The 16,742-nt window shown below is 31.7% G+C and carries 12 protein-coding genes and 3 tRNA genes; 8 read left to right on the forward strand and 7 right to left on the reverse strand.

Features of this window, described 5'->3' with window-relative positions; translation table 11 throughout:
• Window positions 1-2: 2 nt before the first annotated feature.
• From B0A78_RS00795 to B0A78_RS00820, 6 genes are all read right to left on the reverse strand, one after another.
• Window positions 3-986 carry a UDP-glucuronic acid decarboxylase family protein gene (locus B0A78_RS00795; RefSeq protein ID WP_014165738.1) on the reverse strand — a complete coding sequence of 328 codons (984 nt, stop codon included), beginning with the start codon at window positions 984-986 and terminating at the stop codon, window positions 3-5.
• On the reverse strand, window positions 983-1,837 hold the full coding sequence (gene rfbD / locus B0A78_RS00800) for a dTDP-4-dehydrorhamnose reductase (RefSeq protein ID WP_014165739.1): 855 nt from the start codon (window positions 1,835-1,837) through the stop codon (window positions 983-985). Before rfbD ends, B0A78_RS00795 begins: the two co-directional genes overlap by 4 nt.
• Entirely contained in the window at window positions 1,831-2,382 is a 552-nt protein-coding gene (rfbC, locus tag B0A78_RS00805) for a dTDP-4-dehydrorhamnose 3,5-epimerase (protein WP_014165740.1), read from the reverse strand. Before rfbC ends, rfbD begins: the two co-directional genes overlap by 7 nt.
• A 2-nt stretch (window positions 2,383-2,384) precedes the next feature.
• Window positions 2,385-4,670, reverse strand: a complete 2,286-nt coding sequence (locus B0A78_RS00810; protein ID WP_014165741.1) for a polysaccharide lyase family 8 super-sandwich domain-containing protein — start codon at window positions 4,668-4,670, stop codon at window positions 2,385-2,387.
• A gap of 244 nt (window positions 4,671-4,914) precedes the next feature.
• Window positions 4,915-6,600 (reverse strand): DUF6909 family protein, encoded by a 1,686-nt coding sequence (locus B0A78_RS00815; protein WP_097609292.1) that lies wholly within the window; start codon window positions 6,598-6,600, stop codon window positions 4,915-4,917.
• A 180-nt stretch (window positions 6,601-6,780) separates the two neighbouring features.
• Window positions 6,781-8,793 carry a M13 family metallopeptidase gene (locus B0A78_RS00820; protein WP_014165743.1) on the reverse strand — a complete coding sequence of 671 codons (2,013 nt, stop codon included), beginning with the start codon at window positions 8,791-8,793 and terminating at the stop codon, window positions 6,781-6,783.
• Between the two features lie 191 nt (window positions 8,794-8,984).
• On the opposite strand from B0A78_RS00820, the gene B0A78_RS00825 reads away from it, so the two are divergent.
• The 7 genes from B0A78_RS00825 (at window position 8,985) to B0A78_RS00855 (ending at window position 16,004) form a co-directional block, all read left to right on the forward strand.
• Window positions 8,985-9,659, forward strand: a complete 675-nt coding sequence (locus tag B0A78_RS00825; RefSeq protein ID WP_014165744.1) for an SCO family protein — start codon at window positions 8,985-8,987, stop codon at window positions 9,657-9,659.
• Window positions 9,660-9,688: 29 nt separating this feature from the next.
• Window positions 9,689-10,630 carry a leucine-rich repeat domain-containing protein gene (locus B0A78_RS00830; RefSeq protein WP_014165745.1) on the forward strand — a complete coding sequence of 314 codons (942 nt, stop codon included), beginning with the start codon at window positions 9,689-9,691 and terminating at the stop codon, window positions 10,628-10,630.
• A gap of 53 nt (window positions 10,631-10,683) precedes the next feature.
• The gene (locus B0A78_RS00835) at window positions 10,684-12,285 is read left to right on the forward strand and encodes a fumarate hydratase (protein WP_065213872.1); all 1,602 of its coding nucleotides are present in this window, start codon (window positions 10,684-10,686) and stop codon (window positions 12,283-12,285) included.
• 82 nt (window positions 12,286-12,367) lie between these two features.
• Window positions 12,368-14,323 (forward strand): M1 family aminopeptidase, encoded by a 1,956-nt coding sequence (locus B0A78_RS00840; RefSeq protein ID WP_014165747.1) that lies wholly within the window; start codon window positions 12,368-12,370, stop codon window positions 14,321-14,323.
• 75 nt (window positions 14,324-14,398) lie between these two features.
• The gene (rseP, locus tag B0A78_RS00845) at window positions 14,399-15,748 is read left to right on the forward strand and encodes an RIP metalloprotease RseP (protein ID WP_014165748.1); all 1,350 of its coding nucleotides are present in this window, start codon (window positions 14,399-14,401) and stop codon (window positions 15,746-15,748) included.
• Between the two features lie 71 nt (window positions 15,749-15,819).
• A tRNA-Asn gene (locus B0A78_RS00850) sits at window positions 15,820-15,893 on the forward strand.
• 37 nt (window positions 15,894-15,930) lie between these two features.
• Window positions 15,931-16,004 (forward strand) — tRNA-Asn (locus B0A78_RS00855).
• A gap of 85 nt (window positions 16,005-16,089) precedes the next feature.
• On the opposite strand, the gene B0A78_RS00860 is transcribed toward B0A78_RS00855, so the two are convergent.
• A complete protein-coding gene (locus B0A78_RS00860; RefSeq protein ID WP_077225528.1) occupies window positions 16,090-16,470 on the reverse strand; it encodes a transposase in 381 nt (126 codons plus the stop codon).
• Window positions 16,471-16,628: 158 nt separating this feature from the next.
• Here B0A78_RS00860 and B0A78_RS00865 point away from each other — a divergent pair.
• A tRNA-Asp gene (locus tag B0A78_RS00865) sits at window positions 16,629-16,702 on the forward strand.
• Window positions 16,703-16,742: the final 40 nt, after the last annotated feature.

Consider the following 16,742-nt stretch of genomic DNA (forward strand, 5'->3'; position numbering starts at 1 on the left):
TATTAACGGATATACTCTTTAAAATCTTTATGTTCTTCTTTTAATAATTCTTCTTTAGGAAGTGATTTAAAATATTCATACGTCAATTTCATACCTTGACTACGAGATACCTTAGCTTCCCATCCTAAAATTTCTTTTGCTTTCGTTGTATCGGGCTGACGTTGTAAAGGATCATTTTCTGGAAGCGGTTGGTATACAATTTTCTGATCTGTTCCTGTCAGCTTAATAATTTCTTCTGCAAAATCTTTAATTGTAATTTCATCAGAATTACCAATATTTACAGGATAAGGATAGTCTGACAGCAATAAACGGTAAATTCCTTCTATTTGATCATCTACGTAGCAAAAAGAACGTGTTTGACTACCATCTCCAAAAATAGTTAAATCCTCACCTCTCAACGCTTGACCAATAAAAGCGGGAATTACACGACCATCGTTTAAACGCATTCTAGGTCCATAGGTATTAAAAATTCGTACAATCCGGGTTTCTAATCCATGAAAACGATGATATGCCATGGTAATAGATTCTTGAAAACGTTTCGCTTCATCATACACCCCTCGAGGTCCTATGGTGTTTACATTCCCAAAATAATCTTCCGTTTGAGGATGAACCAACGGATCGCCATATACCTCGGAAGTGGAAGCAATCAAGATACGTGCCTTTTTTACTCGAGCTAATCCTAATAAATTATGAGTTCCTAAAGAACCTACTTTTAAGGTTTGAATAGGAATTTTTAAATAATCAATTGGCGATGCTGGAGAGGCAAAATGAAGAATGTAATCTAATTCTCCTGGAACATGTACAAACTTTGAAACGTCGTGATGGTAAAAGTCAAAATTTTCAAGTTTAAATAAATGCTGGATGTTTTTTAAATCTCCTGTAATCAGATTATCCATACCAATAACATAGTAACCTTCTTTGATAAAACGATCACATAAATGAGATCCTAAAAATCCTGCAGCTCCGGTTATAAGAATTCTTTTCATTGTAATTTTGTTTGCGATAATGCTTCTTTCCAATCTTTAATACTAATTTTAAAATTAGTATTAATTTTTGTTTTATCCAACACACTATATTTAGGCCTTTTAGCGGGCGTTGGGTAAGCTTCTGTTGGTATTGGATTTACTTTTATAGATATTGAATTTTGTTTAAAAATTTCTACTGCAAAATCAAACCAAGAACAGACCCCTTCATTACTAAAATTATAGATACCAAATGAATTATGGGTGGTCGATTGTTGTTCTAAAATTTTTAGAATTGCATCCGCTAAATCCACAGCATTCGTTGGTGTTCCTATTTGATCTGCCACTACATTTAGTTCCTCACGACCTTGAGCCAATCGAAGCATTGTTTTCATAAAATTATTTCCGAACTGAGAATATACCCAAGAAGTTCTAATAATAAAATACTTAGTACAATTAACTATTACCTCTTTTTCTCCTTCTAACTTGGTTTGTCCGTACACTCCTAAGGGATTGGTCTGATCTGTTTCAAAATAAGGTTCTTTATTTGAACCATTAAAAACAAAGTCAGTTGACACGTGAACTAATGTTGCATTTACTTTTTCACAAGCAATTGCTAGGTTTTTAGGACCAATGACATTAACTAAATATGCTTTTTCTTGATCTGATTCTGCTTTATCTACAGCTGTATAAGCAGCTGTGTTTATACAGAAATCTATTTTATTATTATCAAAAAAAGTATCTACTTGATCTTGATTTGTAATATCTAAATCTTGTGAGCTAGCAAAAATAAATTGCATCTCAGCGTACTGAGATGCAATAAATTGTAATGACTGGCCTAGTTGTCCTGAAGCTCCTGTTACTAAAACTACCATACTTTTCGAGCATTTTCTAGAGTTGGTAATATTTTATCTTTTCCAGATATAATCAACTCTGATTCAGGTATACCCCAATCAATTGCTACAGTTGGATCGTTATAAATGAGTCCTCCTTCACTTTCTTTGTTATAAAAATTATCACATTTATAAAAAAAGGAGGCCTTATTACTCAATACAATAAACCCGTGAGCAAATCCTCTTGGAATATAAAACTGTTTTTTATTTTCAGCCGTTAATAAGATACTATAAGATTGACCATACGTATCGGAATCGGGACGTAAATCTACAGCTACATCTAATACTTCACCTTCTAGTACTCGTACTAATTTAGCTTGAGCATATTCGCCACATTGGTAATGTAAACCTCTCAAAACTCCTTTTGAAGAATATGATTGATTGTCTTGTACAAATTTTACTTCTTTCCCTATTCCTTCATTAAAAGTGTTTTGATTAAAACTTTCCATGAAATAACCTCGTTCATCATGAATAACTTTAGGTTCTAATACAAAACAACCTCTTAGTTTGGTCTCTATAAAATTCATTATTAGAATATCTTTATTGTTTTATTTTCGTTAATTTTTAATATAAGAATTCCTTCTTTACCAGCTACGTCTATAACTAATTCATTTGCATTCATATTGGATTTAGAAAATATTAATTTACCATTAATAGTATATAATTCCACATTTCGCATATCTTTTGATTCGATCTTTAATTTTCCTTCTGATCTAACAATATTAGTATTCTCTTCTGAAGAGAAACCATTATTTAATCTTGCTGTTATAGGACCAGGACTTGAATAAGCATATTCAAATGTTTTACCACTTTCATTTGTTTTTATGATTTGAATATTATTATCAAACAAAGATCTTGAATTTTTAGTAATAGACAATTTTATATTTTGGAAAGTTGCGTTTTCACCGTATGGATTTGAAACATAAAATTTACCAGCATTATTATTTATTATTATCATACATGGATTATCTACTTTAACAACTAATCCACCTGACAAATTTAAGGTATATGGTTTAAAAAAAGCAATATAATATTGAGAAGTAGCAGAATCATATACGGCATGACAAGATTCATTTTGAGATTCAATTTTTAAATTGTTTTTTGCTTTTGCTGCTTCACTTACAATATTAGAATCAGTTACATTCGGCATTAATAAATACGCATAGTTTATTTTACTAGGATTAACACCATGATTTATATACATTTTAAAAAGATCATTTTCAGTAGAAACGGTATATCTATTACTATCAAAAGGTACGTAACCAATACCAGAAGATAAGACAAATGTATTGGCATTATTTGTCATGTTAGCATTAGCATTTAGCTGAAAACGAGTACCATTTTGAAAATATGACAATTTAGAAGCGTCTAAATTTGTTTGGTTAAGCGTTGTATACACATCCGAAGTTCCATTCGTTTGAGATATTTCTGAACCTAATGCAAGTACTAGATTTCCTATAAAAAACCATGATTTATTAGCGGTTATGCCTTGTTTATCATAGATCATAGCTGATGCTCCATTTTTCCCATCAGATACTCCTCCTGCAAAATCATTGTTGTTTTTACCCTCTTTTCCCCAATTAGGTACAGGTAATGTTATTGTGTTTTGTTCAACAGTTGTTCCTGGAAATTGTCTTGGATTAAATTTAGAAAAATATGTTCCATTGTATTCATTTCCTGTATGAATTGTGTAATTCACTCCTGCCCCTGCATAATAGTTATAATTCCCTGAATTATTACCTGCTTCAGCACCTACTGTTCTAGTTGAAGTCATTCGAACTGTAGATAAGAAATTTGATCTTTTATGTGCCATATAATCTCCTCTCCAAAACATTTTATTTCCTTCTAAATCCTTTTTTTGTCCTGACATTCTATCATGGGCATCTTGTAATGCGGATTTATTAGCTGTATTTAAGGCAACCATTTTAGTTACAATATTTTTTAGATCATCCATGTACTCGAAAGTATTATTATATCTTCCTGTTGGGTTAGGATCGTAATTTCCTGCATGAAAAAGGTATTGAACATGATCAATTACCATTTTTTCTAAATTAACTAACGTTTGAACATTGTATTGTGTTCCTTTTGTAAATACGAAGTAATCAAGTACTGACTTTAAATATTCTTTTCCATATCCAAAAGTGTATATCTGTCTACCGTTACCACTGTGGCTATAAAATCCATAATCTTTTTCAATACCTTCTCCTCCTTCTTGAATAGATGTTAATCTCTTCATCAAATCACTAAATTGTGTTAGTAAATTTGCATCTTTTTCTGCTACTGCTGCAACAAATGCCCCTATGGTTTTATCTGCACCATTAGCTCCTTCCATGTGGTCTTGTTGTAAATAAGCCCATTCTTGATAATCAATAATTTTTCTATAAAGAGTTGGATTTTTGGTTTTGATTTCTTCAATTACAAAAACAAGTCCTTTATTCATCTCTTTAGGATATGCAATATGTCTATACCACCAGTTTGAAGGTGTATGATTTGTGGTAATCCAAAATTCTATAGATTTAACATAATCGTTATAAACGGATTGATCTTGATAATATGTATTACTTGAATTTGAATACGCTTGGGCTAAACGAGATATTCTACTAAGATGACTTCTTAAATCTTTGTCTTTTTTTGTATAATCAATATCACTAAAAGAACCATCCGTCTTTAAAAGTATCCTAAAAGCATCAATATTCTTTTTAGTTGGATTTTGAGTGTATTCGCTTTTAATATTGTCTAGCATTTTATCAAAATCATTGTTCTGTGCATTAATTCCTAATGCAAACAGAAAAAATAGAAAAATTGTTTGTCTCATAATTTTTGTGAATTACAAAAACAGCCCTATATAAGTGCTTGTTTTTAATTTATTATTATTTGATTTATTTGTGTACTACAATATGTACAATAAGGAATACATATTGTAGTACTTTTATTTTTTTAAAGTTTTTTAACGGAAATCATTCATTTAAAATAAGAGATCATTTTAAATTTTTATGAATGATTTTTGATTCCATTAATCATTGTTTAGTATACAGTTTAAGTAAAAGCAAAGGTGTATTTTAACTGAATATTTGCTCTAAGATTTTTATTGTAATTAAATAGGTGGGTTTTACACCTGTGGTTCCTAATCCTCCTGAAGCCAGTGTGCTTCCTGTTTCTAACGGATTATCTGATGCGTAGTACGCATAACGTACTTTTACATCAGGATGATTGATGCTTTTACGTATTTTGGAAGCTGATTGAATAGCTTTTTGATAATACGCTCCTTCCATTTCTAAACCTATGGCTGCCCAAGTAGATTCATGGAAAAATTTAAGCAAATCTCTATTTTGTAAAGAAGTTCCTAAAACGGTTATCATAGGACCTTCGTAAACTGGGATATCGTTTCCTTCAAATAGTTCTTTTGTTAGTTCATTTTCAAAAGGATAATTATCTGCTGTACCTTCATTAACGTGCGAGTTAGGAATCATAATATCACCTTTACCTCCTTCAAGAATCCCCGCTTTACCCATAATAGAAACAGATTCTACGTTCAGAAATATTTTTCCTTTTTCTGTTTTATAAGGTTTTAATAATTCATCAATTGTTTCAAAGGCTTGTTCTCCAAAAGCATAATCCATTACAATTAGAACAGGAGCTTGAGCCGTGCTATTTGTTAGAGGGAAAGCTGTTTTTTTCCAATCAAACTTAGCTGTATCAAAAATCTGAACATCAATATTAGTTCCTGAGGTATCGGGTATTGAAATCATACCATTTTGCAAAGCAAAGTCTTCTACTTTTTTACGCAGTTCTTTATTACCAGATGCCGATAAGTCTTCATAAATTTGGTATTCTCCTTTTCCTTTGTATTTAGAAGCTAAAACATAAGGTGCAAATACCGAATTCATTACGCTGTGCATATTAGCACTAATAATATGAATAGGTCTTTCTAATAATGTATTATCTGCTAAGGTTTTTTTGATATTAGTTGCCCATATATCTCCATAAATATGGTGTCCTAAACGTTCTCTTAAAATTGGACTGAAAGTAATTGTACGTTTGTTATTATCAACTACTTCTTCTATTGCTAATTTTCCTAACCAATAAATTACATGTAAGAAACGATCTGGTTGTGATGCGTTTCCAAAAGAATCATAAATGCTATTTACTTCAGCAAAAGTTCTTCCTAACACATTAGCTGCGTGCGAAATAGCTTTTTCACGTTCTATTAATGTTAATTTTTTTGTTTGTAATGCCGCTTGTTCTAATTTTTGCCAATCCCTTGAAACTCTTCCTTCATCATCAATTAATACACGATCTTTAATTTTGTGTGATTCGATAAAAATAAAAGTCAAGTGTGTTAAAATATCATAGATATCCGAACGTCCTCTTGTAATTTCTACATTCATTTGTTCATCGTCTATTCGATAGCAATTTCTACGACGTTTAGGAGGAACAATTGGTTGAAAATGCGAATTAGAATACCCTTCATCGGAAGTTAGGTTGATATAACGACATTCTTCAATTCCTACTGGCAAACGTTCAATTACATACAACAAGCCGTTTAATTCTACTTTTTCTTCTGCAATGGAACCATAAATTTCTGGACGAAGTTCTAATAAAGCTTCGCGTAAAGTATCCCCTGAAACGCCCATTGGTTTGTAAAAACCTCTGTTAAACAAATGTCTCATGGTAATGTACAGTCGTTCGATAGCCGCCGACGACTCTTGCGCTCTAGAGCGCGAAATGTTCTTGATTTCTATCATCATTTATATTTTTATAACCTGCGAATGTACGATTTTATTCGGCAATTTATAATAAAAACAGATAAGAATCAAAGTACTTCCCAATATTGTATTTATTTTAACACTTCGGATCTAAATAAAAAAAGCCCTTGAAGAGCATAATTACTTCAAGGGCTTATGATATTATTCAAATGGTTTAAACTACCAAATTTTTATTCTATTTTCAGGTTTAACAAAGAGTTTGTCTCCTTCTTTAATATTAAAAGCTTGGTAAAAAGCGTCTACGTTTGTAAGTGGTATATAAGCGCGATACATTCCTGGAGAGTGAGGATCTGTTTTTACTTGATTTTTAATTGCTTCATCTCTCATTTTAGAACGCCATATAGTTGCCCATGAAATAAAGAAACGTTGTTCTGGCGTAAAACCATCAATTGTAGCAGGTCTACCTTTTTTACTTAAGAATAATTGCAATCCATCATAAGCAGCATTAACCCCTCCTAGATCGCCAATGTTTTCACCTAGAGTAAATTTTCCATCAACAAAAATACCTGGTAGTGGTTGTAAAGCGCTGTATTGCGATGCTAAGGCATTTCCTAAGCCTGTAAATTGTTTTAAATCTTCATCTGTCCACCAGTTTTTTAAATTTCCATCAGCGTCATAACGAGAACCTGAATCGTCAAAACCATGTGAAATTTCATGTCCTATTACGGCTCCAATTCCACCGTAATTTACTGCTTCATCTGCTTTATAGTCATAAAATGGCGGTTGTAAGATAGCCGCTGGAAATACAATTTCATTATAGGTAGGGTTAAAATACGCATTAACTGTTTGCGGAGACATACCCCATTCTGTTTTATCAACAGGTTTATTTAATTTTTCTATATCCTCTTGATAGGCCCATTTTGCAACATTTTTCATGTTTTCAAAATAATTTCCACCAGCTTCCTTGGCTACAATTTCTAGTTTAGAATAATCTTTCCACTTATCAGGGTATCCAATTTTAATGGTTGACTTACGTAATTTATCAATCGCTCCTTTACGTGTTTCTGGAGTCATCCAAGGAAGTTTATTTATACGATTTTCAAAAGCTAGAAATACATTTTCAATCATTGCTTTTGCTTTTGCTTTTGCTTCTGCTGGGAATTTTTTTTCAACATATAATTTTCCCAATGCCTCACCTACAGTGGCATTTACAACTTGTAAAGCTCTTTCTTCACGGGGTCTTTGTTTTAAAGCACCTTGTAAGGTTTTGCTGTAAAAATCCCAGTTTGCTTTTTCTATTTCAGTAGTTAATTCGTTTGATGATTCATCTAATAAAATCCAACGTAAATAGGCCTTCCAATCTTCTATTTTATTAGCTTTAAAAATAGTTTCTAAAGCTTCCATGTATTTAGGTTGTGAAACAATAACTTGTTCTATTTTACCAAGTCCTATTCCTTGTAAATAAGCATCCCAATTTACTGATGGTGTTAATTTTTGTAAATCAGCAACGCTCATTGGGTTGTATGTATTCCTTCTATCACGACGTTGTACTCTATCTAGTCTAGGTCTAGCCATTTCTATTTCTAGAGCTAAAATTTTCTCTGCGTTTTGTTTTGCTAATTCTGGTTTTTCACCTAAAAATTGCAACATACGTGTTACGTGTAAAACATATTTTTCGCGTTTTTCTTTAGAATCTTTATCATCTGAAATATAATAATCACGATCTGGCAAACCTAAACTACCTAAACTAATGTAAACTACGTTTTTATTAGAATCCTTAGCATCAGGACCAATACCTGCACTATAAAATCCTATACCTCCTTCTGGTGTTAGTTCGGTAATTAATTTATTGAGATCTTGTACATTTCTAATAGCATTAATTTTTGCTAAGTAAGGCTGTAAAGGTTTGATTCCTCTTTTGTTTCTTGTAATGGTATCCATATAGGTTTTATAGACATTTACTGCCTTTCCTTGATCTGATTTTGCCTCTAGATTTTTAGATACCGCTTCCTTAAGGATTGCTAAAACGTCTTTATCTGTGTTAAAACGTAACTCATCAAAACTTCCCCAACGTGTTTTATCTGCGGGAATTTCTGTTTTATCATACCAAGCTCCGTTTACATAACGAAAGAAATCATCTCCTGGTTTTACATTCTTATCCATGTAATTCAGGTTAATCCCTGGTTTTTCTTGCGCGATAGCACTTACCGAAGTCAACGATAATAGTGTCATAACGCTCCATACAGTTCTTCTCATATTTCTGGTTTCTTCTATATTATTTAATAATGATTAGTATACTTTGTAGAAAAAAGTTACAAAGTATACTCAAAAATATCACTTGATTGTGTTCTAAAAAACTAATTTAAGAACAAATTAGTATTTGCTCCTTAATTAGGATTTATACCTTTGTATAAAGTTAAGTTATGATTGATAGAATAAAAAAGTACCGTATTTTTTTAATTACATTAGGTGTAATTTCTGTATTATGTATTTCCCTTTTTTATATGGTTTTAAAACCTAAGAAAACATTGCCTATTTATACCCCCTCAATGGTTAATCCTGAACTAGTAGATACAACAGTACAACACATTGCTAATAAGCATTTAATTCCCCCTTTTTCTTTTACCAATCAAGATGGAAAAACGGTAACTCAAAAAGATTATGAAGGCAAAATTTATGTAGCAGATTTCTTCTTTACGAGTTGTCAAACTATCTGTCCTTTAATGACTAATAATATGTCTTGGTTACAAGATAAAATTAAAAACAACCCAAAAGTTATGTTACTTTCTCATTCTGTAACACCTGATATAGATAGTGTTCCTGTTTTAAAAAAATACGCATTGGAAAAAGGTGCAATTAGCGGCAAATGGAATTTGGTAACAGGTAATAAAAAAGATATTTATTATATCGCTAGAAAATCCTATTTAGCAGTTAAAACAGGTAAACCAGAAGAGCTTTATGATATGGTACACACAGAAAACTTTGTTTTAATAGATCAAAAAAAACGAGTACGAGGTTTTTATGATGGCACCAAAAGAGAAGAAGTAGAAAAATTATTAATAGATATAGAATTTTTATGTACTGAAGAAAAAAAATAGTAATTTAAACAGCCCCCAAATTATAAACTATGACCAAAACATTACATGGAGTAATAAGCTTACTCCTACTTTTTAGCTTTTTAACAAAAGCACAAAGTAATCAACGTGTAGAAAATGATTTATTTTGTGAAAACCCTGCTACTGTTAAAATATTAGATTTATCTAATAAACAAATGACCAAAATCCCACCCGAAATTGGCAATTTCGTGAATGTAGAAAAATTATATTTAAAAAACAATACCATTGTTTCTCTACCAATTGAAATAGCCAATTTAACTAAATTAAAAGAGCTTTATCTAACCAATAACCTTATTCAACGTTTTCCTATTGAAATATGCAAATTAACTTGTTTGGAAAAGCTAGAATTGAATAAAAATAAAATGGAATATATTTCACCATCCGTTGCTAAGCTAAGCAAGCTAAAAAAATTAGATATTAGTTGTAATAAAATTTCTGATTTACCTGCAGAAATGGCAGGTATGATTAATCTTACAGAATTAAATTTTTCTAATAATACTGTTAAAACTTTTTTCCCAGGCATTGAAAATTTGAGAAATTTAAAAATCCTAAACGCAGAAAAAAATAAAATAGAAGTATGTCCCGTGGAAATAGGTCTGCTTATGAACCTCACAACACTCAATCTAAATCAAAACAAAATAACTGTATTACCTGAAGAAATAGGCAACCTATCTAAATTAAGTTATTTGAATTTAGAAAAAAATATGATAAAAAAAATACCCACTTCAATGGGTAAATGTCTTATGATATCCTATTTAGATTTAGATGAAAATCAATTACGTACGCTGCCTGAAGAATTAAATCAATTATCCTTATTAAAGGAACTTTATTTAGGCACTAATCCGTGGTTTTCTTTTCCTGAATCATTAAAACCTTTACTAGAAAAAATGCTTTATGGACAATCCGATGAAGTAAAAAAAATAGTAACTCAAAAAAAACCTACAGCCGACTAAATATCGTCTATTTTTATAGAAATTAGTATATTTACCCTTCAAAAACATATATAATGGACTTTTTATACCAAGATCCGTATCCTATTTTAAAGGATGATACGCAATATAAAAAACTGACTTCTGATTACGTAAAAGTAGAACAATTAGGAGATCGTGAAATCCTTAGTATAGATCCTAAAGGTCTAGAATTATTAGCTGAAGAAGCAATGAAAGATGTTTCCTTTATGTTACGTTCTTCTCATTTAGAAAAACTTCGTAGAATAATTGACGATCCTGAAGCAACAGACAATGATCGTTTTGTTGCTTACAATTTATTACAAAACGCTGTTGTTGCAGTGGAGGGTGAATTACCTTCTTGCCAAGATACAGGAACTGCTATTATAATGGCTAAAAAAGGGGAAAATATCTTTACAGGTGCTGATGATGCTAAATGGTTATCAAAAGGTATTTTTAACACTTACCAAAATAAAAATTTACGTTATTCACAAATTGTGCCCATATCAATGTTTGAGGAAAAAAACTCAGGTTCTAACCTGCCCGCTCAAATCGATATTTATGCCAAAAAAGGAAACTCGTATGAGTTTTTATTTTTAGCTAAAGGTGGTGGTTCCGCAAACAAAACCTTCCTATACCAAAAAACAAAATCGCTCTTAAATGAAAAATCAATGGATGAGTTCATTCGAGAAAAAATAATGGATTTAGGAACAGCTGCTTGTCCTCCCTATCATCTAGCCATTGTAATTGGAGGAACTTCGGCAGAAGCTAATTTAGCAGCTGTTAAAAAGGCATCAGCAGGTTATTATGACAACTTACCTACTTCGGGTAATATGTCAGGTCAAGCTTTTCGCGACTTAGAATGGGAAGCAAAGATTCTTAAAATTTGTCAGGAAAGCGCTATTGGTGCACAATTTGGGGGGAAATATCTAGCACATGATGTGCGCGTAATTCGTTTGCCTCGTCACGCAGCTTCTTGTCCTGTTGGTATGGGCGTTTCTTGTTCGGCTGATCGAAACATTAAAGGAAAAATAACAAAAGAAGGGATTTTCTTAGAACAATTAGAAACCAATCCAAAACGCTTCTTGCCCGAAACAGCTCCTCATTTAGAAGACCCTATAACAATAGATTTAAATCGCCCAATGAAAGAAGTTTTGGCCGAATTATCTAAATACCCTATAAAAACTCGTCTAAAATTAAATGGTACTCTAATTGTAGCGCGCGATATTGCACATGCTAAGATCAAAGAATTATTAGATGCAGGCAAACCAATGCCTGAATATTTCAAAAACCATCCGATATATTATGCAGGCCCTGCTAAAACTCCACAAGGAATGCCTTCTGGTAGTTTTGGTCCTACTACTGCAGGTCGTATGGATGTATATGTAGATGAATTTCAAGCAGCAGGCGGTAGTATGATTATGTTAGCTAAAGGTAATCGTAGCAAAGATGTAATGAATGCTTGTCATAAATATGGAGGCTTTTATTTAGGTTCAATAGGTGGTCCTGCTGCTATTTTAGCCAAAGAAAATATCCTTTCTGTAGAAATAGTTGATTTTGAAGAATTAGGAATGGAAGCTGTTAGAAAAATTGAAATAAAAAATTTCCCAGCTTTTATTATTACAGATGATAAAGGAAATGATTTTTTTACAAATTTGTAAGAAATAAGCTTTATTAGCGTTTTTATCATTTATATTTAGCGGACTAATTTTTGCCTAAATTTGTCCGCTAAACCTTTAATAAATGAAAAAAGCAACCTACTTGTTTTTACTATTATCTGCTCTAGGTTTTTCTCAAAATTATGAGGAACATAAAACAGAACAAATAGCTGCATCTGAAATGAAAGCAGCAACAAAAAAAATGAATCTAAAGATAAATCCTAATACTCAAAATTATGATTTAATCTATGGAAAATTGGAGTTTAATATTAATCCTAGTATTTATAATATTACCGGTAAAGTTACTTTAACATTTAAAGCGTTAGAGAACCTTAATACTGTTACTTTAGAACTTTCTAAACCTTTGGTTGTATCCTCTGTAAAAAAAGGAAATACTGATTTGCCATTTATTCATAACATAAATGGTGAACTCATAATTACACTTCCCTCAATTATTACTATTGGAAATGACGAAACAATTGAAATAAATTATTCGGGCCTTCCTTCTTCTCAAAACAATGCTTTTACAGCGTCTACACACAATGGCGTCCCTATTATATATACGCTTTCGGAACCTTACGGATCAGCTGATTGGTGGCCATGCAAACAGGATTTAAATGATAAATTAGAACGTATTGATGTATACATAACAGCACCATTACAATATACTAGTGTTTCAAACGGCATTCAAATATCTAGAACCATTAACGGTCCAAATGCTACCACTCATTTCCATCATAATTACCCTATTGCTGCTTATTTAGTTGCCCTTGCGGTAACCAATTATTCTATTAAAAATACAGGAACAGCAGGAGGTAATAACATTCCTCCTACCCCTACTTTTCCAATAATAGATTACATATATCCTGAATTTGATAATATAAATACAACTCATTCATTAGCAAACACAATACCTATTATAAATTTCCTGGAAACAAAGTTAGGAGCCTATCCCTTTCATACTGAAAAATATGGTCACGCACAATTTAGTTGGGCAGGAGGAATGGAACATACGACTGTTTCATTCATGGGGAATTTTGACAGAAATTTAATCGCTCACGAAATGGCACATCAATGGTTTGGTGACAAAGTAACCTGTGGCTCTTGGAAAGATATATGGTTAAATGAAGGACTAACCGAATATATGTCAGGTTGTGTAGTAGAAAATTTAGATGGTACCGCAAATTTCGATGCCTGGAAATCTTCAAAAATTAATAGCATCACTTCCAATACAAAAGGTAATTTATATTTATACGACTACCAATTAAGTGATGTAAACAGAATATTTAGCTACCAAATCACCTATAACAAAGGTTCTATGGTTTCTCATATGCTGCGTTATATAATGGGAGACACGAATTTCTTTCAAGCATTACGTAATTATTTAAATGATCCTATATTAGCTTATAAATATGCACTCACCCCTCAATTCCAAGCTCATTTAGAAGCAATTCACGGTAGTAGTTTACAAGAATTTTTTGATGATTGGGTATATAAGGAAGGGTATCCTATTTACACCATAGAAGCTTATAATTCAGGAACAAATCAAGCTACAATAAAAATTAATCAAATACAATCTATCACTAATATTTCTCAAATTGGGTATGTTTCTTATTTTGAAATGCCTGTACCCATAAGATTAATACTAAATAATGGTACGCATTTAGATTTAAAATTAAACAATATTTTCAATGGTCAGTTCTATACCGTAGATTTGCCAATAGGAACTTCTGTAACCAACATAATTTTTGATCCAAATAATGATATTATTTCCAAAGGGAGCACTGCTACTTTATCAAATGAAAATTTTGAATTATCCACAAGCATAAATTTATTTCCAAATCCAAGTTATGATCAAGTACAAATTGAAATACCCAATACAATTCAATTGCAAAAAATTAGATTTTTAAATCATTTAGGACAAGAAGTACTTAAAACACAAGAAAAAGAAATTAATATTCATCATCTAAACAACGGAGTTTACCAAGTGTTAATAGAAACAACAGAAGGTAGAGCTCATAAAAAATTCTTAAAAAAATAATACTCAATTAGATATTTTTAAAAAAGTAAGACTTTCGTCTTACTTTTGCTTTTATAGAAACACTAAAAAGTAAAAATGGATACACTTATTCAAATCGCACAAATTCTATTTATTCTTTCCGTTCTCGTTATTTTACATGAGTTTGGACATTATCTACCTGCTAAATTATTTAAAATACGAGTTGAAAAATTCTATCTATTTATGGATCCTTGGTTCTCCTTATTAAAAAAGAAAATAGGTGATACTGAATGGGGAATTGGATGGTTGCCAATTGGAGGCTATGTAAAACTTGCTGGAATGATGGACGAAAGTATGGATAAAGAACAAATGGCTCAACCCGCTCAACCTTGGGAATTTCGTTCAAAACCCGCTTGGCAACGCTTAATTGTTATGCTTGGAGGAGTAACTGTTAATGTCGTATTAGCTTGGTTCATTTATATCATGCTCTTTACCAATTATGGTCAAAAATATATTGCAACAAATAAAATACAACAAAGTGGATTGGCATTTAGCGAAGTTGGTAAACAAATTGGTTTCAAAAATGGTGATAAAATCATAGCTATTGATGGAGAACCAGTAAATGAAAACCTTAGAAAAGCAGGTATTGATGTATTATTTGCAAATAAAGTAACAGTAGAAAGAGCTAATACCAAATTAGATTTACCTATAAATGATACACATAGAAGAGAAATCATTTCTTCAGAAGGTAAAAACTTTATTTCTCCTAGATTAGAATCCGTTGTCGTAGATTCTATCATTCCTGGATTACCAGCAGAAAAAGCCAAATTGCAAAAAGCAGACCAAATTGTATCTATTAATAACCATACAATTAAATATTTTGATGAGTTAAAAGATGCTTTACAAAGTTATAAAAATCAAAAAATACAGTTAGGTATACTACGTAGTGGCAATATCCTTACTTTAGAAGCTCAAGTTAGTCTGGAAGGAAATTTAGGTTTTACTAATAAAATGCCATCAGAAGAAGAAATGAAAGCAAAATACTTAGTAACAAATCAGCTTAATTTTTTACAGGCTATTCCAGAAGCAATCAAAGAATCATATAGCCAGATTAAATATAAAATAAAAGAATTCAAGTTATTATTATCTCCTAAAACAGGTGCTTACAAAAAAGTAAAAAGTCCAATTGGCATTACTAAAATGCTGCCAACTGTATGGGATTGGGAATTTATATGGAATTTTACCGCTATGTTTTCAATTGGGTTAGCTTTTATGAACTTGCTTCCTATACCAGGTCTAGATGGGGGACATGCCCTTTTTACCTTAGCAGAAATGATTACTGGAAAAAAACTAAATGATAAAGCCGCAGAAGTTGTTCAAACCATCGGAATGGTTATATTATTGAGTTTGATGGCATTAACATTTGGAAAGGATATCTTTGAAATAATTGCTCAAAAATTTTTCTAATTTTTTTTCAAAAAGTGCTTGTATAATCAAAAATCTGTCTTATATTTGCACTCGCTAAACGGTAATAATCTTCCTCCTTAGCTCAGTTGGTTAGAGCATCTGACTGTTAATCAGAGGGTCCTTGGTTCGAGCCCAAGAGGGGGAGCAAGTTTTAGCGAAAAATACATAACCCATGAGGTGATTCCTCCTTAGCTCAGTTGGTTAGAGCATCTGACTGTTAATCAGAGGGTCCTTGGTTCGAGCCCAAGAGGGGGAGCAAAAGTCGGTACAAAAGTATCGACTTTTTCATTTATACCTATCACAAATTAAAACAAAATCGGATCAAGAACAAAAGTTGGGGATTATGCAAAAAGATTGGATAATCTGAATAAGAAGAAATCTATCTTTCTTACCCCTCTAAAGTGACTTCTAAAGGCTTTTATTTTAGCATTAAAAGATTCAGCAGCTGCATTAGTACTTCTATTATCAAAGTAGTTTAGTATTGATTGATAATTGAGTGTTATTGTATTTAGAACAATATTGAAGTTTTTAAATCCTGATTCTTCTACTGTTCTATACCAATGGGCTAATTTTAACATTGCAACATTTTTATCGTTATTGGTGTTGTAGATATTTCTTAATTGTTGAGATAAATGGTATGCTGTTTTTATCTCTGGATATAGTTCAAATAGAATTTCAGCTCTTTCTTGTTGATTAGCTATCCACTTAGAGCCTTTATTTATAAAACAACAAAATTATGAATAAAACAAAACAATAACAATCAGCAATTTACATTTTCCAGGTTTAGTTTTTTTAAAAAAATATCTTTTTTTGCTTGCAGATCTAAAAAACAGTCGTATATTTGCACTCACAAAACAGAAACACTGTTACTGTTACAAAAGGTTTGGTAGTTCAGTTGGTTAGAATACATGCCTGTCACGCATGGGGTCGCGGGTTCGAGTCCCGTCCAGACCGCAAAAGCCCTTCTTTAGAAGGGCTTTTCTTTTTTTAAATA

It is taken from the genome of Flavobacterium columnare NBRC 100251 = ATCC 23463 (assembly GCF_002530675.1).
Classification (GTDB): Bacteria; Bacteroidota; Bacteroidia; order Flavobacteriales; family Flavobacteriaceae; genus Flavobacterium; species Flavobacterium columnare.

What these genes read in the sequence shown, in the direction of transcription:
- B0A78_RS00795 (WP_014165738.1), bottom strand. Translation starts at nt 986, where the DNA reads ATGAAAAGAATTCTTATAACCGGAGCTGCAGGATTTTTAGGATCTCAT.
- rfbD (WP_014165739.1), bottom strand. Translation starts at nt 1,837, where the DNA reads ATGGTAGTTTTAGTAACAGGAGCTTCAGGACAACTAGGCCAGTCATTA.
- rfbC (WP_014165740.1), bottom strand. Translation starts at nt 2,382, where the DNA reads ATGAATTTTATAGAGACCAAACTAAGAGGTTGTTTTGTATTAGAACCT.
- B0A78_RS00810 (WP_014165741.1), bottom strand. Translation starts at nt 4,670, where the DNA reads ATGAGACAAACAATTTTTCTATTTTTTCTGTTTGCATTAGGAATTAAT.
- B0A78_RS00815 (WP_097609292.1), bottom strand. Translation starts at nt 6,600, where the DNA reads ATGATAGAAATCAAGAACATTTCGCGCTCTAGAGCGCAAGAGTCGTCG.
- B0A78_RS00820 (WP_014165743.1), bottom strand. Translation starts at nt 8,793, where the DNA reads ATGACACTATTATCGTTGACTTCGGTAAGTGCTATCGCGCAAGAAAAA.
- B0A78_RS00825 (WP_014165744.1), top strand. Translation starts at nt 8,985, where the DNA reads ATGATTGATAGAATAAAAAAGTACCGTATTTTTTTAATTACATTAGGT.
- B0A78_RS00830 (WP_014165745.1), top strand. Translation starts at nt 9,689, where the DNA reads ATGACCAAAACATTACATGGAGTAATAAGCTTACTCCTACTTTTTAGC.
- B0A78_RS00835 (WP_065213872.1), top strand. Translation starts at nt 10,684, where the DNA reads ATGGACTTTTTATACCAAGATCCGTATCCTATTTTAAAGGATGATACG.
- B0A78_RS00840 (WP_014165747.1), top strand. Translation starts at nt 12,368, where the DNA reads ATGAAAAAAGCAACCTACTTGTTTTTACTATTATCTGCTCTAGGTTTT.
- rseP (WP_014165748.1), top strand. Translation starts at nt 14,399, where the DNA reads ATGGATACACTTATTCAAATCGCACAAATTCTATTTATTCTTTCCGTT.